We start from the raw sequence: 20430 nt of genomic DNA on the forward strand, positions 1-20430 counted from the left end.
TTCGACGGCTGTGTGCACGACCTCCCGACCACTTATCCGCCCTGGTCAGGAAGGAGTTCGGCACTATGTACGTCGACCCTCAAGCCCTAGTTGCCGCCGCAATGGAACTCGAGTCTGCGGCGACGCGATTGCGCGGAATCGTCTCTACTGCGCAGCCGACGCTACGCGTTCTCCCAGCGGGATCCGAAGAAGTGTCCGGTAGCGCGGCCAATTATTTCAACACCATCTCGGGCAGCCTTGCCTCGTCCACCGATCGGGCAATCGAGGAGCTCACCGCTGCTGCGGCCGCTCTGCGCAAGAATGCAGCTGCCTACGAACTCGAAGACCAGCTCACAAAGACCAGCCTGGCCGCCGCACCGATCTGATCGACAGAAATCGAACGCGACACCTTCGAGCGCGACACAACAGTCACACTTCCTGGGGGGAAGAACAATGGTCGGCATCACCGGCGTCATCTGGTATCCACGGGGCGCAGCACCCAACTCCGCAGCACTGGTCGCCGGGGCCGGGCCGGTCCCTCTCGGCGTGGCGGCCGGGGCCTGGTCCACGGTTTCGTCCGGACTGACAGACACCGCAGCGTCCATCTCTCGCGTGATGGCGGACCTTCGCACCGGGTGGTCAGGCGAAGCCGCGGATGCCGCACTGAGCAAGTTCGCACCGTTCCAGGAATGAGCTGCCGCTGCCGCGCTGCTCGCGGGAGAAACCGCAGGTAAAGCCCAAGTGCAGTCCGGTTCCTACACCGTCGCGACCCTGGCCATGCCGTCCTTGGCGGAGATCGCGGCAGTTCAAGCAGCCAAGGTCGCCGCGTACTCCGTCGGCGGTGCCCTGGTCGGCGGTGCCGCTGCCGCCGAGGCTGCCGAAGAAGCTCTCAAGATTCGAGCGGCGGTGACGATGGAAACATACGACGCCGCAACGGCCCATCTGGCCGTGCAGCAGAACTTCGACTCACCACCGTCCATCGCGGAACCCACAGCTGGGGCATCCGCTTCGGCCGAAAGCCCAGGGCGCGCCGCACAACAGTCCGTCGTGCAAACGGCATCAACGCTCGCTGACGCAGTCGCGGATCCCGTGCGCGCCGCAACCGCTGCTGTCGCATCCGTAGTGTCCAACCCGGTATTTGCCGCCGCTGCCTCACAGGCCGGTGCCATCTCCGGTGGAGCGTCGGCCGCTGTCAGTGCCACGACCACCGCCGTCACGGGCGCCACCACTGCCGCCTCAGCCCTCGTGACGGCCGGAGCAGGGCTCACCGGACTGGGCGGCGCAGGCCTCGGCGGCGCGAGACTCGGCGCTTCCACACCATCGCTGTTCGGCACCCCGTCGGCAAATCGGGCACCGGCACAGGTCAGCGCAGCTTCCGCGGCTACCGGAGCCGGAGCAATCGCGGGCTTGTCGTCGAGCAGCAGCACCGGTCGGCACGCTGTTCCTGATCCCTCCACCGGCCAGAGCGCCGCACGCCAGAACCCCGTGACCTCGCCGGTTCAGGGCACCGCGGATACCGTCAAGGTGGATCCGGCCCGAACCGCTGGCGGATCTGCGCCGATCGCCGGCGGCCGTCATGCGGCCCAGCCTGAAGACGAGACCAAGCACGACACACCCGATTACCTGAAGCACTTCGAACACTTCGCCGACGGCCGAACAGTCATCCCGTCCGTGATCGGTGGCGCACTCGAAACTGCAGAGCGTTGATGGTGGACCTCGGCACCTCACCTGATGGGTGGAATTTGCCTGTCGTCGCCCTGTCACAGAACGAAATCGATTATGTACGTGAGCGACTCGGGCTCGATGCGCTTCCCGTGGTTCTCGGTGGCGCGACGGTTCACGGCAGTGCGAGCGCTCACCGTACGGCGATGCAGTCCGCGGCAGATTCGCTCTCCGAGCGCGATCTCCTCCCCGGCGGGGAGATCCATCACGAACTCAGTGCCCGCCTGCGCGTCCTGACCCACCCCAAGTGGGAGTTGGCTCTGCGTCGGCATGCCGGTGGAAGAATTTCACGCCTCTGCGTCGCGCAGGGCGAATTCCTTTGTGTCGAAGCAACTTCAAATGAATCTTCGTTCGCGTTACGCAGTGTCACCGCCGAACCGGCGTCACCCGTTGTCACCGCGCTCGGCAGCACCGAAGCAATGCCGATTGCCGTGATCAACGCACCGACCGAGATACTCAGCCTGGCATTCGGCGCCGCCCCGGATGCAGACAGCGTGACCTCGGCCTTGATCAACGCCGGGATACCCGAAGACGACGCGCGCCAACTGGGTAGTGCCATCGTCACCTGTACCACCTTCGCCGAATTGGTCGGAATACCACACAGTTTGGGAGCGACGACGCTCATGACCGGCGCAGTGACTGTGTACGACACGTTGGCCGGCCGACTCGTAGGTTCGACCACTCGGGCTGCCGACGGCACCGAATGGACGTCCATCAGTTCCGGAACACCCCATCGCCTGCGACAAGCCGTGAATGCACTGGTAACCGAACTCGAGGAATCTACTCGGGAGCCTTCCAGGTAACCTCGGGGCGTCCCTTCAACGCCCGGAGCCTTTCTTCAGCATGCAGTTCTCGCGTCAACCGTCGTCACCGGGCGAACAAGGCTCGGTCGCCACTATCGACCGGCCGGCTGAAGAGCGGGCAACAACACCGCACCGACAAGACCTGAACGGACTGCGTGGCCTCGCCATCGGTTTGGTGGTCGTGTTCCACGTGTGGTTCGGACGGGTATCGGGCGGGGTGGACGTCTTCCTGGTTCTGTCCGGATACTTCTTCGTCGGCTCATTGGTTCGTCGCGCCGAAGCCGGGGGTTCACTGAATCCGCTACCGGCACTGCGGCGGGTATTTCTGCGGCTGTTCCCCCTGATCGCGGTGGTCAGCATTTTGACCGCACTGGGGACCGCGTTGCTGCTGCCACGCACACGCTGGGCCGATCTGGGTGATCAACTGATCGCGGTGCTCGGTTTCTTCCAGAACTGGCAGCTCGCCAGCACCGCAAGCGATTACCTGGCCGCCGACGGCTCGGTCACTCCCCTGCAGCACCTGTGGTCGATGGCCGTGCAAGGTCAGTTCTACCTCTTGGCCATCGCACTCGTCTCCGTGATCGCTTATGTGGCTTCACGCGTGAATCCCAACTATTTCCGCCCGTCACTCGCGGTCACCCTTCTGATTCTGACCGCAGGATCTTTTCTCTACGCACTCGCCAAATCTTCACGTCACCAAGCCTGGGCGTACTACGACTCCGGTGCCAGGTTGTGGGAATTGGCCCTCGGTGGTCTGCTCGCCGTTCTGATGACCAGCACGCGCAGTCGGCAGATCGCATCCCTGCCGTTCTCGGTCAGAGCGACGATCGGCTGGGCGGGTCTTTCGTCGATCCTGTTGTGCGGCATAGTGCTCGACGGTGCCCAGCAGTTCCCCGGCCCGTGGGCGCTGGTACCGGTGCTGGCCACTCTTGCGCTGATCCTGTCCGGAGTCGGCGACGACACACCCTGGACGTCGAAGACGCTTGCCCATCCTGCCCTGACGTGGCTCGGCTCGTTCGCGTTCGCGCTGTACCTGATTCACTGGCCGATTCTGGTGTTTGCACTCGTGATCACCGGACGCCCCGAAGCCGGCCCGCTCGGCGGGGCACTGATCATCGCTCTCTCCGTCGCCGGGGCGCTTGCACTCCGGCGCCTGATCGAGGTTCCGGTGGAACGTGGAGGCCGCTCGCGCCGGTACACCGTCCTGGCTTGCGTCGTCACTGCTGCCGTGGTCCTCGCCGCTTCGGTCGCCTGGCAGTCGTACGCGAGCAGTCAGACGACGGGCCAGCGGGCGGTCGATACCCTCGACCTCTCGACCCATCCCGGCGCACTCGCGCTCACCGACGGTACCGATGTGACCAAGGCGTCGATGGTTCCCTCGATCTTCGATGCGCCACTGGACCTTCCGGCCAGTACGCTCGACGGCTGTATCGCCGATTTTCTCGAGCGGGACGTCGTCCACTGCACCTACGGCGACACCGACGCGGACAGAACCATCGCGCTCGCGGGTGGTTCGCACTCCGAGCACTGGCTCACCGCGCTCGACGAACTCGGCAAGAGCCACGGGTTCCGCGTCGACACGTATCTGAAGATGGGCTGCCCGCTCACTGTCGACTCCATGCAGACGTTGTCGGACAACGACTATCCGGATTGCGTCGACTGGTCCCGTGGCGTGCTGACCGAGTTGGCCGACGCCTCACCCGATTTCGTGTTCACGACGGCAACCAGGCCGAGTTCCGACGGCCCTGGCGACGTGACGCCCGAGTCGTACGTGCACGTGTGGCAGGAACTGGGGCGCGACGGTATCGACGTACTCGCCATCCGCGATACCCCCTGGCTGCACCACGACGGCGTCGCCTATCGCGCGATCGACTGTCTGGCGACAACCACGTCACCCGATCACTGCGCGATGCCACGGTCCGAAATGCTCAGCGACGTCAATCCGGCGCCGTCGGCAATTGCCGATCTGACCAACGTCCGTCTACTCGACCTCAGCGACGGCGTGTGCGGACCGGAACTGTGCCGGGTCGTGGAGGGAAATGTGTTGGTGTATCACGATTCCCACCACCTGACAGCCAGCTACGTGAGCACGCTGTCCGCGGAACTCGGGCGCCAACTGAGCGTCCAGACCGGCTGGTGGTGAAGCCGGCCGTCAGCCCATCACGTCGTCGGCACCGGGGATGAGCCGGTGCTCGAACGGCGGGTTGACGGTTCCCCAACGCAGGCACTCCCAACCGCCGTCGACCGAAGGCAACAGTTCGACGGTCTCGGTGTTGGCCAAGTGGTTGTTGGCGGCGAACAGACCGGGGACACCGGCAAGTTGGGCGGCGACAAGACGGATCGCAGCACCATGACTCACCACGACGATGTCGCCGCCGTCGCGTGAGCCTTCGAGAAATTCTTCCCGCAACGCATTGACGACGGGGACGTACCGTTCCAGGACGTCGTATCCCGTTTCACCGCCGGGAATGCGGGCGCCGAGGTTGCCGGTGTGCCAGTGATGGAACGTCTCCATGAACAGTCGGTGCGCGGCCTCGTCGGTGCGATCCTCGAGGTCACCGGCCTGGACCTCGTGCAATCCGTCCCGCACGTCCAGGGATACGCCGGCGGCTTGCTCCACGAAACCTGCTGTCTGCCGGGCGCGCAATGCCAAGGACGATACGAGTGCCAGCGGCGGCGCCGAAGCAAGGCCGATGCCCAACGTCTCGGCCTGCGCCAACCCTTCCGGCGTGAGCTTTGCTCCGGGTAGGGCGGTGTCGAGGCGTTTGGCGACGTTCGCCTCCGTCTGACCGTGCCGAACGAGGATGAGCCTTCCGGTCATCGTTCTCCCCCTCCATGCTTGAGTTCGTCGATCCACCGAATCGCTTCTTCGTCCGAAGGAGGTTGTGGCCCGGTCGAATTCGCTGTCGCCCACGACCCCAGGAAGCGGACTCCGGATTTACGATGCAGCGCACGCATCGCCTCGGCCACCAGCGAGTCCTCGACGTGTCCGACGCAGTCCACGAAGAACCGGTAGGTGCCCAATTCCGTTCGCATCGGACGTGATTCGATCCGAGTCAGATCGATACCGCGAGCGGCGAATTCGGAGAGTGCGCGCACCAGGGAGCCGGGAGCGTTGTCCAGGTTAAGCACCAACGCGGTGCGATCGGCACCGGTCCGTGCCGGAACCGGGGCCGGCTTGGTGACCAGCACGAAACGCGTGCGGGCGCCGCCCACGTCTGCGACGTTGTCCGCCAGGCTGCCGAGTCCGAGCATCTGACCTGCCAAAGCCGTGGACACACCGGCGTCGACGGTTCCGGCCTGCACATCCAGCGCTGCACCGGCGTTGGACGAGGCCAACACCACCTCGGCCTGGGGCAGGTTCTCGGAAATCCAACCGCGGACCTGCGCACCCGCATGCGGGTAAGCCCCGATCGTCCGGACCTGATCGGCGGTGGTCCCGGCCCGAACCAGAATCGAGAAGCTAACGTCCAGGTCGGTTTCGGCAACGATCTGCAGGGGCGAACCGAGAGCCAGTGAATCGAGCGTCGGAGCGACGCCGCCTTCCACCGAGTTCTCGAAGGGAACCACGGCCCCGTCCACGGAGCCGTCCCGAACCATGTCGAGAGTCGCCGGCGGACTGCCTGCCGGTACTCGCTCGACGGTTTCGCCGAACGCGCCCTCAGCCTCCAACTGGGCGAGAGCTATCTCCGTGAACGTTCCCGACGGACCGAAATACGCGATTCTTGGCACGCCTAAAAGATTACGCACCGACCCACGCCGGTCACTGCAAACCCGCGGCACGCAAGGCCGTTTCCACCGCCGGCAGATCCGCGACCTCGATCGTGAGCAGCACCTCGCGCATGGCCGACGCGGCTTCGGGGATCAGGGCGGCAAGTTTTTCCGGCTTCGGATCGACCATCGCGGCGCGCACGTCGTCGCCGCGCAGTGCAGCGACGGTGCCACACAGCAGAGCGATCACCTCGTCGCCGTCAGCCGCGCGGGCTACGAAACCGACGGACTCGTGCGCGAGTACCGCGAGGAAATCAGCCACTTCGGTGGGCGTACGACCGGCGGCGAGTCCGGGGATCCGTCCACCTTCACACAGGCGCAGCGCCGCTTCGGCCGGCGTCAGATCCTCTTCGCCGCCGTCGACGTACACCGCGAGCGGAGCGGGCAGACGTAGCGCGATCGCGTCGTCGATCTGGTCGGTGGTGACGTCGACGTCGAAACGGACGGCCTCGTACGACGCATCCGTGTCCGCGCGCAGTTCTTCCGGATCGATATCGAGGCGGACGACGACCCGGCCGGCCGCTTCGGCACCGATCAGGGCGGACGCCGGCACGACCGGGAGAAAGAGTGCTTCGAGGAGTCCGCGCGAGTTTCTCGGGGCGGGCAGCCCGAGTGAGAGAGGAATGGCCACAGACAAACCGTAACCCCGGCGAAGTCGACGGATTCCACGCGAGTTGCGCAAAAGTCTTGCGATTCACACCGAAGCACCTTAGGTTAGGGTTACCTCATCGTCCGATGGAGTTCGAGAGAACACCCGCCAAGGGGGCAGCATGGCAACGAAGACCAGCTCCGGCCCGTCCACCGCTGAACGCGTCCGCAGCGCCTGTGTGCGCGCACAGGACGCAGTTCTCGCCATCGAAGGCAGTGATCCCACCGCCACGTCGGTGCATCACCTGCGTTCGAACGGTGACGTCGTCGTTGCAGTCCCACATGCCTCCGCAGCTGCGGCCCTGGCCTGGAACTCGGGTGGCGGCGGCTTGCCTGCCGTCCTCGAGATCACCGATCACGCACCACTGCGACTGCGTGAGCCCGTGCGCTCCCTCGTGTGGCTTCGCGGCTCGTTGCACGCCGTGCCCGACTACGAGGCGCGTGTCCTCGCCGACGACGTCGCATCCGAGCACCCCCACCCGGGTCTCCTCGACATCGGCCACACCTCGGTTCTCCTTCGCCTGAGCCTGGCCTCGGCCGTTGTCGCAGACTCGACAGGGGCAGAACCTGTCGCCGTGGACGAACTGCTGAACGCCAGCCCCGATCCCTTCTGGGAAATGGAGACGGCGTGGCTGCAGCATCTCGACGAAGACCACCGCGATCTCGTGGACCTGCTCGTGCGCAAACTTCCCCCGTACATGCGCACCGGACGCGTTCGCCCACTCGGCATCGACCGCTACGGACTGCGCCTGCGGGTCGAGGATCACACCGGTGACCGCGACGTGTGGATGCCGTTCGCCAACCCCGTCGACGACGCTCCCGCGCTGAGCCGCGCCATCCGCATGCTGGTCGGGTGCCCTTTCCTCAACGGCCTCCGATCGGGAGGCGCTGCAAACGGCTAGCGTTGCGCGGGTGAATGCCCGCGAAACCGTCCGCACCTGGTTACGGCCGCCGTCTCCCGTTCGAACCGGCCCGGAACTCGATCCCGCCGCCAGACGCGGAATTCGGATCGAGATCACCATCGTTCTGCTGGTCACCTTCGGGCTCAGCGGATTGTCCGGAATCCTCTCGCTCGCCGAATCCTTGGCGACGCCGGTTGCGCTCTCGGATCAGACGGTTGCACTCAACCCGTCGCGGGCCGCCATCGACTGGATCGACCTGGCGCGCCAATTACTAGGCGTTGCAAAGCTTCTCGCGTGGGCAGCGCTGGGACTCTACCTGCTGTGGCGCTCGGGGATCGGTCCCCGTGCCGCGGGCTTGACTCCCAAACCTCGATTCGGGCGCGACATAGCTCCGGGATTCGGCTTGGCCGCCGTGATCGGTCTCCCCGGTCTGCTGTTCTACCTCGTCGCTCAGGCACTGAGCATCAACCTCACCGTCCAGGCCAGCGCGCTCGACGACCACTGGTGGCGGGTTCCGATCCTCGTCCTGTCCGCGATCGCGAACTCTGGCGCCGAAGAGGTACTGGTTGTCGCCTACCTGATCACTCGCCTCCGGACACTCGGCTGGAGCGAGAACAAGTCACTGCTCGCGTCGTCACTTCTGCGGGGCAGTTATCACCTCTATCAGGGCTTCGGTGGCGGTGTCGGAAACGTGATCATGGGGCTCGTGTTCGGTCGATACTGGCAGCGCACCGGCAAGCTGTGGCCGCTGATCATCGCCCACGCGCTCATCGACATGGTGGCGTTCATCGGTTACGCCCTCCTGCGCGATCACGTCTCCTGGCTGCCGTGACCGGTACCGTGAACTGGTGACCGGCGACTCCGAATATCCTCAGCGCCCTCCGCGGCGCCAGCCGCCAGGGCCACCTCCGCGTGGACCGATGCCGCCGAGGCAGAACCCGCCCCGCCAGAATCCACCCCGCCAGGGCCCACCCCCGCAGCGACGTCCACCGATGCCGCCGGAAGGGCCGACGGTCATTCGCCGCGACGGACGTCCACCGCAGCAGAATCCGGCCAATCAGGCCTGGTCACAGGTCCCACCACAAGCGCCGCAGCAACCCAGGCGTGAGGACTGGGCACCGACCCAACGCCCGCAGCCGTTCCAGGACGACCCCCGCCGTCGGGATCCGCAGCGCCAGGCCAAGTACGCACCCGCGCCGCCGCGCCGAACCCCGCCGAATGCCCCGCCGCGCCCGCCTGAACCCCCGAAGCAGCGACGCCCGCGTAAGCGTCGTAGCTGGGGTAAACGTATCGGCATCACGTTGTTGGTGTTGCTGCTCGCGCTGGCCGGTGCGATCTATTACGTCGACAGTTCGCTCAATCGAATCGACGCGCTGCCCGACTACGCGGGACGCGTCGCCGATACTCCGGGCACGAACTGGTTGATCGTCGGCTCCGACAGTCGTGAGGGGCTCACCCCCGAGCAGGAGCAAGCTCTCGCGACGGGCGGCGACACCGGCCCCAAGCGCACTGACACGGTCATCCTGGTCCACGTCCCCAAGAGTGGGAAGACGACCATGGTCAGCATCCCCCGCGACTCGTACGTTCCGATTCCCGGCTACGGCTCCGACAAGATCAACGCCGCCTTCGCTTTCGGTGGTGCCCCCTTGTTGGTGCAGACCGTCGAGGAAGCAACGGGACTTCGCATCGACCACTACGCCGAGATCGGATTCAGCGGGTTCGCCGGCATCGTCGACGCCGTCGGTGGCGTCAACGTGTGCCTCGCACAGCCGATCGACGATCCGCTGGCCGGGATCAACCTCCCCGCCGGATGCCAGGACCTGAAGGGTTCGGACGCACTCGGGTTCGTGCGAACTCGCGCGACGGCACTCGCCGACCTCGACCGCATGAACAACCAGCGCCAGTTCATGTCGGCGTTGCTGTCGAAGGCGACAAGTCCGAGTACATTCCTCAATCCGTTCCGGTTGTGGCCGCTCGTCTCCGATACCGCCAAGTCCCTGCAGGTCGACGAGGGCGATCACATCTGGAATCTGGCCTCACTCGCCTGGGCGCTTCGCGGCGGGATGACCACCACGACGGTTCCGGTCGCCGGTTTCGAGGACGTGGACGGGTCGGGCAACGTGTTGTTGTGGGACAAGGCGCGCGCTTCGCAGTTCTTCGACGCCCTGGCCGACGATCAGCAGATTCCGCAGGATCTGATCACCACCGGGTGATCGCCCTGAGTTTCGGTAGTACCCCGGGAGGACGGGCCGAGCGAACAAATCGCTTTCCGGCAGGACGCGAAAGCGGCGGCCGAAAAATATCGTGAAGGTATGAATAAAGCGCACCGCCGATTCCGCACTGTCGCCGTCATCGCCGCCTCGGCCGGAGCGGCACTACTGGCAACGTCCTGCTCCGGAACCTTCGACAAGTTCGACGATTCCAAGGCGCACAAGAAGACTGAAACCTTCTCTTTTGCACGGACATCCAACGGAATCGACACACTGCCGAGTTGGGTTCCCGCCGGCGCGACGGGTATCGACGAGGTCATCCGCACCACCGGCAACGAACGCATCCTGCGCATGACTGCGAACATCGCAGAGATAGATCACAACATTTGCACAGCACTACCTGCTGTCGAAGCTCGTCCGGCGTCGCTGTCCGCACAGTGGTGGCCGGCGGGGGTCGAGAAGAGCAGCTCGTTCCAGTGCGGCGACTGGTACGTCGGCGAAACGGACTCGTTCGTCTACGGGTACCGACCGGAAACTCTCGGCTTCATCATCGATCAGCTCGACAAGAAGTAGCTCCCGCTCAGCGGCGACGACCCAGTAACCTGTTGGGATGACACAGGCGAAGAACTCGAGCGAATTCACCACTCTGCTGCGTCAGCAGATCCGTAACGAGTTCACTGCATCACAGCAGTACATCGCGGTAGCGGTGTACTTCGATGCTCACGATCTTCCGCAGATGGCCGCGCGCTTCTACAGCCAGGCCACCGAGGAGCGCGGTCACGCGATGATGATGATCCAGTACCTGCTCGACAACGACCTCGACGTGGACGTGCCCGGCATCGACGACGTCGTGACGAAGTTCGACAGTGTCCGGGCCCCGGTCGAACTGGCGCTCGAGCAGGAGAAGACGGTCACCGAGCAGATCACGCAGTTGGCGCGCACCGCGCGCGATACCGGCGACTACCTGGGTGAGCAGTTCATGCAGTGGTTCCTCAAGGAGCAGGTCGAGGAAGTTGCAAGCATGACAACACTTCTCACCATCGTCGACCGCGCCGGCGACAACCTCTTCCACCTCGAAACGTTTGTCGCACGCGAGATGAACACCCCGGCCGCTGCCGACGCAATGGCGCCGACGCCCGCCGGTGGCGTCGGCGTCTGAGGACCACCGGGCTACCGAGTCTCTGGCCGCTCGACGGCGCTCAGTGATCTGAGGAAATTGTTGTACGCCTCCAGATCACTGTCGCCGTCGATCTCGGCGCGACGGTCCAAGGCGGCATTCATCCGTTTGTCGTCGCGGTTCCAGCGCATCGCGAAGATCACGACCACCACCAGCGCGACGGGCTCACCGTACGACCACGCGAGGGCGCCGGCCAACTGCTGGTCCTGCATCACGTCCACGCCCCACTCCGGAGGCGGATCCACGAACGTGGTCAGCAGCGGCTTTGTCGCCATCATGAGTACGACGCCGATGAACACGTGCAGCGGCATCTCCACGAACAGGTCGAAACACCGGCCGAGGTAGCTCTGTCGCACCGGCAGTGGGCCGGTGGCGAGCACCGGCATGATGAAGAGCAGACCGCTGGCGAGAAAGAAGATCTCGAGCGAGACGTGTCCGGCCGGTACCGCCGAGACGGTGTCGAAGATCGGCGACAGGTAGATCCCGTAGTAACTGAACAGAAATACCGGGATCGTGAACCCGGGGTGCAGTATCCACCGCGCCGGCGGGCTACGCAATGCCGAGAGGGCAAGCGCAAGAACGCCTCTCCCCATCCCTCGGTGCGGCGTCGAACGCAGTAGCAGCAGTCCCGGCGAGCCCAGTACCCAGAGCGGCGGGATCGCCATCGAGAGCGTCAGGTGTTGGAACATCCAGACGCTGAAGAGTTCGTAGCCGTAGCTCTCGACCTTCAGTCCGGTTACCGCGATCAGCAGCAGGCATCCACCCAGGAAACACGCTGTCCGATGCCACGGCCATGGTCGCCCACTCGCGCGAACTCGCTGAGCGCCGGTCCAATACCAGAGTGCAAGAACAACTCCCAGCACAGGAAGAAGCGGGAGGGCCGAAGTATCCCACTCCAGCATCTGCCCGATCGACGGCGGCGGCGTGTCATTCACGAACGCTTCACCAGCGGGGGCCTCCTTCGTCTCCATGCGGGTACCGTCGACTCTACACCTAACTACTATGTTGGATAGTATTTAGGAATTCGACGGAAGGTCCAGGTGCACAGCAGTGTCCAGAAGCATGAAGATATCCGCCGCCCTGATCGCGGTGTTCGCGGTAGCACTGATCACGTTCATCACCATCGATCCGATCAGGGCGGACAACGAGAGCACCGATCGGGCGGCACAATCCACCGCCGTCCTCACCGACGACGCGTACCGATTGACCTCGGCCGCCGACGGCAAGGTGAATCTTGTCGAGTTCCTCGACTTCGAATGCGAAGCCTGCCGCGCGCTGTACCCGACGATGGAGCGAATCAGAGCCGAGTACGAGGATCGAATCACCTTCGGCATCAGATACTTTCCGATTCCGAGTCACACCAACAGCACTCTCGCGGCGCAGGTCGTCGAATCCGCATCTCGCCAGGGCAAGTTCGTCGAGATGTATCAACGGATGTACGAGACTCAGTCGCAGTGGGGTGAATCCGCCGAATCGCAGGAGGCGCTGTTCCGCTCCTACGCACAAGATCTCGGCCTGGACATGACCCGATTCGAATCCGACCTCAGCAGCCGCGGAGTCCGCGAGCGGGTCGAGCGAGACTTCGAGGAAGGTCGACGCCTCGGCGTCCAGGGCACGCCGACCCTCTTTCTGAATGACGTGAAGCTGGACCAGATGCCGACCTACGAAGATCTGAAAGCCCAGATCGACTCGGCTTTGGGAGAATGATCAGGTCAGAACAGCGCAGATACCCGCGGAGACGGCCACCGTCGCGGCTGCGGCAACGGCCGTCGTGACAGCGGCCGGCACACACGCCGCCACGGCGCAGGTCAGTCGCCGGGGCGACGCCACCTCGCCGTTGTCGAGGGAACGCAATCGCACCGCGGTCGCACCGCCGCGATCGCCCAAACTCCAGTCCGGCTGAGGAAGCGGCGATTTCGACACCACGGCAAGGGCGGAACGCACTGCAGCCGGACTGGTGACGCGGGCAGCGTGCCGGTCGGCCGACAGTTCCACGATCGCACCGACGGCAGCGGGCGCCGCCGCGAACAACGGCACTCGCGGAAGAACAGCGGCCAAGACTTCGCACACGCCGACGATTCGGTGGTGACCGCCGCTCAGGTGCGCGCGCTCGTGCGCCAGGACCGCGTCACGCTCACCTTCCGTGAGGGCAGATGACAAGCCTTGCGTCGCAACGACAAATCCAGGCTTTCCGGCGACGCTGTACGCCATCGGCAGCGGATGATCCAACCACAACACGTCGGACTCCGAGTTGTCGCGGCGCGCGACGATCGAGAGAACATCACGATGGAAATCCCGGACCCTCGCGTGCTCACGCGCTTGTTTACGTCCGGCGAGCACGATCCGAACACCGATCGAACCGACCACGCCAACGGCTGTGCCGGCGATCAGTTCACCCACCCACGAGCTCGTGCCGTGCGCGAAGGCGCTGAAACACCTAGCGATACCGTCGACCAGGCCCTCGACCGGCGCGTGGCTCGGCCACACCAGGACCAAGACCGCGGAGAGAGCGAGATACAGCGCCGACGCCATACTGCCGAGCCATGCCGCGAGCAGCACTGTCGGTGACAACGCCGAGGAGACCGCTCGCAGCACTCTCGGAACCAGGAATCCCACGAACACCGCACCGAGAAGCATCGGCAACGCCAATGTCATTGCGCACCTTCCCCGGAAAGACCCCGGCGCAGGGCCTCGTTCTCGGCGTCCGTCATGGTCTTGGCGAAGTGCAGCAGCACGGCAGCGGAATCGGAGCTGCTGTCCAACAATTCGCGCAAAGCCCTGGACGTGGCTTCTTCACGACTGCGACTCGGCCGATAGAAGTAGGCGCGACTCTTCTTCTCACGACTCACCCACCCCTTGTCGTAGAGATGAGTCACGACGGTCAGGATGGTGGTGTACGCGAGTTGTCGGCGCTCACCCAAGATCTCGACCAGATCTTTGACCGAGAGCGCGTCGTCGGACTGCCAGAGCACATCCATGACCTCGGCTTCGAGTCCGCCCAGCCCCTGCATTGCTCCTCCATCGCGTCGTGACAGAACTTCAGTCGCCCGCGGTCTTCTCCCCGAACGACACGCCCCGGGAATTCAGATACGCGAGCGGATCAGTCTTCTGCCCGTCAGATTGCCACACCTCGTAGTGCAAATGTGGTCCCGTCGATTGTCCACGATTGCCGACGGTCGCGATCAGTTCACCCGCCCGCACCTTCTGACCGGCGACCACGAGCGCCTCGTTGATATGTCCGTAGACGCCGACGGTCCCGTCGTCCTGCTGGATGCGGACCCAGAGCCCGAACCCCGCGGCGGGTCCGGATTCGAGCACGACACCGTCGGTCGCCGAAACGATGGGCGTACCGATCGCGTTCGCGATGTCGAGACCGTAGTGGGTAGTTCCCCAGCGTGGACCGAAGTTGGACGTCATCGTCCCGCTGACGGGGGCCATCACCTGTGGCTTTTCGGCCTCGAACACCGCCCGCTCGGATTCGAGTTGTCTCGTCTTACCGAGTTGTTCGGCTATCCCGGCAAGATCCGTCGTCCGGACAAGGTCGAGAATCTCCGGCACCGACACCGCAGATGCATCCTCGACTGCAACCGGCGGCGGCGACGCGTGCCCGATCGATGTGCCAGACGCGAGGATTGCGCCCGTCGCCACGGAAACCGCAGCCATGCGCCCGCCGGGTCTGATCGGCTCGGATTTTCGATGTCTTCCCACTTCTCGGTCCTCGCGTCGATGGCAAATGAAGGTCTACGCCGCAACCTTACAACTATGTTGCATAGTTTTTAAGACATGCACTATTGCGCATATATGCATATGTGTCTAGGCTGACGTCGACGAAAGGACCTTCGATGTCACACGGGCACGGGCACGGGCACGGAATCTCCCCCGCCGAAGCTGCGACCAGCAACAGCGGCAAGCATGTCAACAAACTGTGGATCGCCGCCGGCCTCGGGTTGGTGACGTTCGTGCTGCAGGTGACGGTCGGCCTCTTCACCTCGTCGCTGGCACTGCTCTCGGACTCGGCGCATGTTTTCACCGACATCTTCGGCATCTTCATGGCGCTCGCCGCAATCCTCGTCGCACAGCGTGCGGCTCGGCGCCCCGACCGCACTTTCGGCATGTATCGCACGGAAGTGTTTGCGGCACTGGCCAATGCGATCCTGCTCTTCGCAGTCGCCGGGTGGGTGCTCTACGAGGCGGCCAGCCGCTTCTCGGATCCGCCCGAAGTCCCCGGCCTGCCCGTCGCGATAGTCGCCGTCGTCGGTTTGGCGATGAACGTCATCGCCTTCCTGATGCTCCGCAGCGGTGCGAAGGAAAGCATCAACATCCGCGGCGCCTACCTCGAGGTCATGGCAGACATGGTCGGGTCCATAGGCGTCCTGGTCAGCGGCTTGGTCACGCTCGCGTTCGGTTGGCGCTACGCCGACCCCGTCATCGGCGTCGCCATCGGACTTTTCGTCTTGCCACGTGCCTTCAACCTGGGCCGCCATGCCGTCCGCATCTTGCTCCAGCAGGCTCCCGATCGCATCGACGTCACCTCGATCATCGAGAAGATCAACGCACTCCCGGGAGTCCTCGACGCACACGATCTGCACGTCTGGACACTCACCTCGGGGATGGAAGTTGCTTCCGTTCACGTCACCGCGGTCAGTGACGCCGATCCCACTACCGTGCTCGCGGCCACCCAAACCTTGCTGGCCGAGGATTTCGAACTGGGGCATGCCACCGTCCAGGTGGAACTACAGGGAAGTGACGGTAAATGCGCGGAACTCGCCTGGTGAAAAGGATATTTCTCAATGAAACATTCGATTTCACACCAATGGATAACCGCACCGAATTCGAAGAGAAATTAGGTCTTCTTTAGTTTGGGAACGCTTACCACAATAAGGTCAGACTGGGGTGACAGGGCCCCTGACCTGCACTATCTTGGAATTCATGACTTCTGGGGAGACTCACATGACCAAATTCCACGCACTACTCCGAGACCAGATTCGCAACGAGTTCAACGCTTCGCATCAGTACATCGCGACAGCGGTTTACTTCGACAATGCTGATCTGCCACAGCTGGCAAAGCACTTCTACAAGCAGGCTGTAGAAGAGCGTAACCACGCCATGATGATCGTTCAGTATTTCCTCGATCGCGACATCAACGTCGAACTCACCGGCGTCGACGCTGCGAAGGCCGACTTCAAGGATGCTCGTGAGCCCATCGCTCTCGCGCTGACGCAGGAGAAGACGGTCACCGAGCAGATCGTCCAGCTCGCGAGCACCGCCCGCGAAGAAGGCGACTACCTCGGCGAGCAGTTCATGCAGTGGTTCCTCAAGGAACAGGTCGAGGAAGTTGCAAGCATGACAACACTTCTCACCATCGCGGACCGCGCAGGCGCCAACCTGTTCGACCTCGAAGATTTCGTTTCCCGCGAGATGAGCACCGTCGGTGACACCACTGGTGCGCCGAACGCAGCGGGCGGAACCATCTAGCCTGCAGCACTCACAGATTTCGCCCTCGAGCCGAACGGTTCGCTTCCTGCCAGCAGGATCGAACTGATCAGCTCGGGGGCATCTGTCATCGGTACGTGCCCCAGGCCGGGCAAAACCATCAACTTCGCCTGCGGGAACGGCTTTTTCACGCGCTGCGCTTGATACACGGGCAGAATGAGATCGCGTCGACCCCACGCAACCGTCACCGGCACAGTGGGATCCACGATGGGCGGCAGCACGAAGTCCATCTCGAGACCGAGATCGACGAGTTCGTTGGACACGAGCGAACGGCAGTCGGCCAACGCCGCCGCATAACCGACGTGACTCGGATGAGCGAAGAACGCGGCGAGCGCCGGATAGCGAATCAGCTTGTACCGCAATGCGCGTGGCAGGCCATCACCCATGAGCTTGGCCGTGCTGCGCAGTGCACGGAACGTGTTGATCGCACGCACCTGATCGAGGTGATTGACAAAGAACCCGGCCGGCGAAAGAGCTGTAGCCGACGCGACGTCACCGCGCGCTGCCAGCGAGAGTGCAATCCATCCGCCGAGTGAGTTTCCGGCGACGTGGGCGCGCTCCCCCGCCGGAGTCACCTCCTTGACGAACTCGCTCACATCGTCGATCAGCTGTCCCATGACATCCGGGCCGAGTTCGGGCAGCAGCGACTCTCCGTGACCCGGCAGGTCGACAGTGACGACGCGGCGGTACGGCGTCAGCTGGTCCACAAGCGAATCCCACGCCTGCCGTCGATGGACGATGCCATGGACGAGCACAAGCGTGGGACCGCTACCGGAGATGTCGTGCGACAAAGTCATGCCGCCAACATTAACCGTAACTTTGCGTAACGCCTATAGTTCTGGCGAAAAAATCAGCGCAGCGTGACCTGGCGTCCGCGCAGGCCGTCGCGCGAGCGCAACTCGGCCGAGTTCAGCGGAGCGTCGACGGCCAGCGCCTCGGCAAGACGCTCACCGAGCTCGACGGTTGCCGCTACCCACTCGTTTGCATGCTTTTCGCGGTCGAGGTCGAAGACCGGGACCAACAGGCCGTGGGTACGGAACGAGCCTGCGTAGCGCGAGCCCTCACCCAGGTGCAGCCCACCGGTCGCGTGCACGCGCGCCAGCGCGAGCATCAGATCGTCTTCGCTCTCGGGGCGAACCCAACGCAGGTGCGCCTTCTCTCCGGCGTCGACCCACCACGCGGCAACGAGGCCGTCACCTTCGAGGCGTGCAGACGGCATGATCGCCGAGTTGGCGTGCTGCACGGTGGCGGCAACCTCGGGATCGGTTTCGACGCCCTCGGGGATCCACCAGTTGAAGTCCTGGTGCACCGTGATGTCGAGCAGAGCCGAGGGATCGACAACCTCGGTGACTGCGGGTGTCTCGGAATCGGGGTTCGCGGCAGACAGCGCGTCGCCGGGGGCTGCGTCCTTGATCCAGTTCACCGAAGCCGCGAGGTCTGCGCCGAGGTCGGCAGAGTGCGCCTGAACCTGCACACCGACAAATCCGGTGGCCGTCTCGCCCTCGTCGCGAACGAGTGCGGCAACAGCGCCGGGGAGGACCGTCGCCAACGTGACGGGACGGTCGGAGCCGATGACCGGCAACGGAGCCGTGGCGGACGGAACGAATTCGCGCAGCGCGACCAGATCGCACTCGGCGGCAAGGCCCTCGAACGGGCGGTTCACTGCGCCGGCAGCGGCTTCACGCTCTGCTTGGCGTGCCGCCAGCTTCTCTGCGCGTGCGCTGCCCTGCTTCGGTCCACTGTTTCTTTTGCTCTTCTTGGCCACGAGGGCAAAATCTACACGCTGCCCAGCCATTGCTTCGTGCGCCCGGGATGGTTGGTTGCGACCCAACTGACCCCGAGCTCACGACACAGGTCCACATCCGCCTTGTCGTCGACGGTCCAGCAGTACGTCGCGCGCCCCGCCGCGGCAGCTCGATCGACCAGATCGGGATGTTCACGCAACGCCTTGATCGACGGCCCGATCGCCGTGGCGCCGACAGCCGTCGACGCACCACCGCCGAGGTACCGCGACGCGTCACCGAGCAGGACCGTCGGCAGCAGCGGCGCCGAACGACGCACTCGCCAGACGGCAGTAGCCGAGAAAGACATGACGACAGCGCGAGAGTGGTCGGCCGACGGCGGCGACGCGATCCCGAAGCGGTGCAATTCCGCGAGAAGTTTTGCTTCGACCAAGCCGCCGAACCGTACGGGGTGCTTGGTCTCGATGAACAGCTTCACCGGGCGCGCGAAATCCAAGGCGAGGGTGATGAGGTCGGAGAGAGTCAGCAGTTCGGCCGGTTCGCTCGTCGACCCGTAGTCCAGAGCGTTCAGCGAGTCGAGCGTCATCTCGCTGACGATCCCCGTGCCGCTGGAGGTTCGGTCGACCTTGCGATCGTGAACGCAGACCAGGTGTCCGTCGCGGGTGAGCCGGACGTCGCATTCGAGCCCGTCGGCGCCCTCCTCCAGCGCCAATTCATACGCGGCGAGGGTGTGCTCGGGCAGCGCAGCCGACGCACCTCGGTGCGCAACGACGAGTGGACCGCGACGATCTGGACTCACAGGGCAGCGGTCTCCTTCTCTTCCAGCACCGATTTCTCATCCAGCACCGACTTCTCTTCCAGCACCGAGCGCGGCACTGGCACCCATCGGGTTTCCGATTCGGGTTCGCCGCGCCAGCTCTTGCGCTCGATCCGGCGAATCACGACGAGCGTCAACGCCGCGGTGACGGCAGCGACCAGGGCGATGAAGGCGTTCAGCAGTACCCCGTCGGCCATCGCCTGAATGCCCGGGCGTGATCGCCAGTACGCGTTGACCACCAGCAACAGAGCGCTGAATCCCCAGAAACCCCACCAGATTTTCACCAGCAGTGTTCCGCGCGGATCGCGGCGGACCAACTCGAGGACATAAACGGCCGGCATCACCAGGTTGAGGATCGGCACAGCGCAGCCGACGACCACTTCCGACGCTGTGCGCGGATCGGATTCACGGGCACCCGCGAAGTGTTCACGACGCCGACGAAGCAGCCAGCACACAGCGGCGATTGCCGCGAAGACGGAGATCAGCAGTCCACCCAGCTGAGTGAAGTAGACGGAAGCGTCGGAGACCGTGAGCAGCCACTGCGGGATCAGCGTGGTGCGGTTACGCACCAGGATCGCGTATCTGCCCAGTTCGGCGAACACAGCCAGTCCGTAGAAGATGGTCGCGAGCGTCAGCAGCGGCCCGACTCGGTCGGCCATGCGGTCCGCACGCGAGGGCGGCACCGGTGCGGTGTCGACGACGTCGTGGAGTCCCCACTGCGGGACGGCGTCGTATCGCGGCGTGGCGAGGTTACGACGCACTGGTGCGTCCCCTACTCCGCGTGGATCGGACGGGGAGCGCGCGATCCAGCGGAAGCCACGACGGTTGGGCGGTTGGTAGATCTCGGTGCGGGTGGGGATCAGCAGGACGCCGCTGCAGCGCGGGCACCACTGAGTCGGGCCGCCGACTCCGTTGCGCAGCGTTGGGCCGCCGAGGACGGGCCAGCGCGCGGCGCATCGGGCGCAGACCTGAACGACACTCACAACTTCGATTCTGTCACGCCGTATCGGTAACGGCAGCAAATGGATTCACTCCCGATTTGTGATCGAACCTCCACCCCGTTCACCTGCATTGTTCGAATAATGTGACCTCCGCCACTTAAAAACTCGAGTTATCCACAGTTTCCACAGGTTCATCCACAGTTCTGGATGAATGAAACGGGCTTT

At 64.3% G+C, this 20430-nt stretch carries 24 protein-coding genes; 13 read left to right on the top strand and 11 right to left on the bottom strand.

What is annotated here, in order from left to right; translation table 11 throughout:
* Positions 1 to 65 precede the first annotated feature (65 nt).
* From DBV08_RS06215 to DBV08_RS06230, 5 genes are all read left to right on the top strand, one after another.
* Positions 66 to 365, top strand: coding sequence for a PE family protein (locus tag DBV08_RS06215; protein WP_095969468.1), 300 nt, complete (start codon positions 66 to 68; stop codon positions 363 to 365).
* Positions 366 to 432: 67 nt separating this feature from the next.
* Entirely contained in the window at positions 433 to 672 is a 240-nt protein-coding gene (locus DBV08_RS32780; RefSeq protein ID WP_260395333.1) for a PPE family protein, read from the top strand.
* Between the two features lie 48 nt (positions 673 to 720).
* Positions 721 to 1686, top strand: a complete 966-nt coding sequence (locus tag DBV08_RS06220; protein ID WP_260395334.1) for a hypothetical protein — start codon at positions 721 to 723, stop codon at positions 1684 to 1686.
* Positions 1686 to 2504, top strand: coding sequence for an ESX secretion-associated protein EspG (locus tag DBV08_RS06225; RefSeq protein WP_124566867.1), 819 nt, complete (start codon positions 1686 to 1688; stop codon positions 2502 to 2504). The genes DBV08_RS06220 and DBV08_RS06225 overlap by 1 nt, the downstream gene beginning before the upstream one ends.
* 40 nt (positions 2505 to 2544) lie before the next feature.
* Positions 2545 to 4647: an acyltransferase family protein gene (locus tag DBV08_RS06230; RefSeq protein WP_124566868.1), complete on the top strand. Its 2103-nt coding sequence runs from the start codon at positions 2545 to 2547 to the stop codon at positions 4645 to 4647.
* Positions 4648 to 4656: 9 nt separating this feature from the next.
* Here the strand turns inward: DBV08_RS06230 and DBV08_RS06235 are convergent, their stop codons facing one another.
* From DBV08_RS06235 to DBV08_RS06245, 3 genes are read right to left on the bottom strand one after another with little or no spacing between them, the layout of a single operon-like run.
* Positions 4657 to 5325 carry a histidine phosphatase family protein gene (locus tag DBV08_RS06235; protein WP_042453186.1) on the bottom strand — a complete coding sequence of 223 codons (669 nt, stop codon included), beginning with the start codon at positions 5323 to 5325 and terminating at the stop codon, positions 4657 to 4659.
* Positions 5322 to 6236, bottom strand: a complete 915-nt coding sequence (pheA, locus tag DBV08_RS06240) for a prephenate dehydratase (protein ID WP_124566869.1) — start codon at positions 6234 to 6236, stop codon at positions 5322 to 5324. Before pheA ends, DBV08_RS06235 begins: the two co-directional genes overlap by 4 nt.
* A gap of 31 nt (positions 6237 to 6267) precedes the next feature.
* Positions 6268 to 6906 carry a hypothetical protein gene (locus DBV08_RS06245; RefSeq protein WP_124566870.1) on the bottom strand — a complete coding sequence of 213 codons (639 nt, stop codon included), beginning with the start codon at positions 6904 to 6906 and terminating at the stop codon, positions 6268 to 6270.
* Positions 6907 to 7045: 139 nt separating this feature from the next.
* Between DBV08_RS06245 and DBV08_RS06250 the strand changes: the two genes are divergently transcribed.
* The 5 genes from DBV08_RS06250 to DBV08_RS06270 all read left to right on the top strand — a co-directional run bounded on the left by DBV08_RS06250 (position 7046) and on the right by DBV08_RS06270 (position 11194).
* A complete protein-coding gene (locus DBV08_RS06250; RefSeq protein ID WP_124566871.1) occupies positions 7046 to 7825 on the top strand; it encodes a DUF2470 domain-containing protein in 780 nt (259 codons plus the stop codon).
* Positions 7826 to 7835: 10 nt separating this feature from the next.
* Positions 7836 to 8657 carry a CPBP family intramembrane glutamic endopeptidase gene (locus tag DBV08_RS06255; RefSeq protein ID WP_069146677.1) on the top strand — a complete coding sequence of 274 codons (822 nt, stop codon included), beginning with the start codon at positions 7836 to 7838 and terminating at the stop codon, positions 8655 to 8657.
* A 160-nt stretch (positions 8658 to 8817) separates the two neighbouring features.
* A complete protein-coding gene (locus DBV08_RS06260; RefSeq protein WP_172436508.1) occupies positions 8818 to 10038 on the top strand; it encodes an LCP family protein in 1221 nt (406 codons plus the stop codon).
* A 99-nt stretch (positions 10039 to 10137) separates the two neighbouring features.
* Entirely contained in the window at positions 10138 to 10608 is a 471-nt protein-coding gene (locus DBV08_RS06265; protein WP_124566872.1) for a hypothetical protein, read from the top strand.
* 37 nt (positions 10609 to 10645) lie between these two features.
* Positions 10646 to 11194, top strand: a complete 549-nt coding sequence (locus DBV08_RS06270) for a ferritin (protein WP_095969459.1) — start codon at positions 10646 to 10648, stop codon at positions 11192 to 11194.
* Between the two features lie 11 nt (positions 11195 to 11205).
* On the opposite strand, the gene DBV08_RS06275 is transcribed toward DBV08_RS06270, so the two are convergent.
* The gene (locus DBV08_RS06275; protein ID WP_260395336.1) at positions 11206 to 12183 is read right to left on the bottom strand and encodes a cytochrome c oxidase assembly protein; all 978 of its coding nucleotides are present in this window, start codon (positions 12181 to 12183) and stop codon (positions 11206 to 11208) included.
* A gap of 91 nt (positions 12184 to 12274) precedes the next feature.
* Between DBV08_RS06275 and DBV08_RS06280 the strand changes: the two genes are divergently transcribed.
* The gene (locus DBV08_RS06280; RefSeq protein WP_124566873.1) at positions 12275 to 12919 is read left to right on the top strand and encodes a thioredoxin domain-containing protein; all 645 of its coding nucleotides are present in this window, start codon (positions 12275 to 12277) and stop codon (positions 12917 to 12919) included.
* Here DBV08_RS06280 and DBV08_RS06285 read toward each other — a convergent pair whose 3' ends face one another.
* The 3 genes from DBV08_RS06285 to DBV08_RS06295 are packed head-to-tail and all read right to left on the bottom strand — an operon-like array spanning position 12920 to position 14875.
* Positions 12920 to 13867 carry a M56 family metallopeptidase gene (locus DBV08_RS06285; RefSeq protein WP_124566874.1) on the bottom strand — a complete coding sequence of 316 codons (948 nt, stop codon included), beginning with the start codon at positions 13865 to 13867 and terminating at the stop codon, positions 12920 to 12922.
* Complete coding sequence (locus DBV08_RS06290) at positions 13864 to 14223, bottom strand: BlaI/MecI/CopY family transcriptional regulator (RefSeq protein WP_019746375.1); 360 nt, start codon at positions 14221 to 14223, stop codon at positions 13864 to 13866. Before DBV08_RS06290 ends, DBV08_RS06285 begins: the two co-directional genes overlap by 4 nt.
* Positions 14224 to 14251: 28 nt before the next feature.
* On the bottom strand, positions 14252 to 14875 hold the full coding sequence (locus DBV08_RS06295; protein WP_095969456.1) for a M23 family metallopeptidase: 624 nt from the start codon (positions 14873 to 14875) through the stop codon (positions 14252 to 14254).
* 179 nt (positions 14876 to 15054) lie between these two features.
* Here DBV08_RS06295 and DBV08_RS06300 point away from each other — a divergent pair, with 179 nt between their 5' ends.
* Both DBV08_RS06300 and DBV08_RS06305 read left to right on the top strand, forming a co-directional pair.
* Positions 15055 to 15987 carry a cation diffusion facilitator family transporter gene (locus DBV08_RS06300; RefSeq protein WP_124566875.1) on the top strand — a complete coding sequence of 311 codons (933 nt, stop codon included), beginning with the start codon at positions 15055 to 15057 and terminating at the stop codon, positions 15985 to 15987.
* 154 nt (positions 15988 to 16141) lie between these two features.
* Positions 16142 to 16687, top strand: coding sequence for a ferritin (locus DBV08_RS06305; RefSeq protein WP_024487904.1), 546 nt, complete (start codon positions 16142 to 16144; stop codon positions 16685 to 16687).
* On the opposite strand, the gene DBV08_RS06310 is transcribed toward DBV08_RS06305, so the two are convergent.
* From DBV08_RS06310 to DBV08_RS06325, 4 genes are read right to left on the bottom strand one after another with little or no spacing between them, the layout of a single operon-like run.
* Entirely contained in the window at positions 16684 to 17502 is an 819-nt protein-coding gene (locus DBV08_RS06310; protein ID WP_124566876.1) for an alpha/beta fold hydrolase, read from the bottom strand. The two genes, DBV08_RS06305 and DBV08_RS06310, sit on opposite strands and share 4 nt — an antisense overlap.
* A gap of 53 nt (positions 17503 to 17555) precedes the next feature.
* Positions 17556 to 18470, bottom strand: coding sequence for a DUF5926 family protein (locus DBV08_RS06315; RefSeq protein ID WP_124566877.1), 915 nt, complete (start codon positions 18468 to 18470; stop codon positions 17556 to 17558).
* A gap of 11 nt (positions 18471 to 18481) precedes the next feature.
* Positions 18482 to 19246 (bottom strand): glycerophosphodiester phosphodiesterase, encoded by a 765-nt coding sequence (locus DBV08_RS06320; protein ID WP_095969452.1) that lies wholly within the window; start codon positions 19244 to 19246, stop codon positions 18482 to 18484.
* Positions 19243 to 20247 (bottom strand): DUF4328 domain-containing protein, encoded by a 1005-nt coding sequence (locus DBV08_RS06325; protein WP_124566878.1) that lies wholly within the window; start codon positions 20245 to 20247, stop codon positions 19243 to 19245. Before DBV08_RS06325 ends, DBV08_RS06320 begins: the two co-directional genes overlap by 4 nt.
* Positions 20248 to 20430 lie beyond the last annotated feature (183 nt).

Source organism: Rhodococcus sp. KBW08 (genome assembly GCF_003852455.1).
In the GTDB taxonomy this organism is placed as follows: domain Bacteria; phylum Actinomycetota; class Actinomycetes; order Mycobacteriales; family Mycobacteriaceae; genus Rhodococcus_F; species Rhodococcus_F baikonurensis.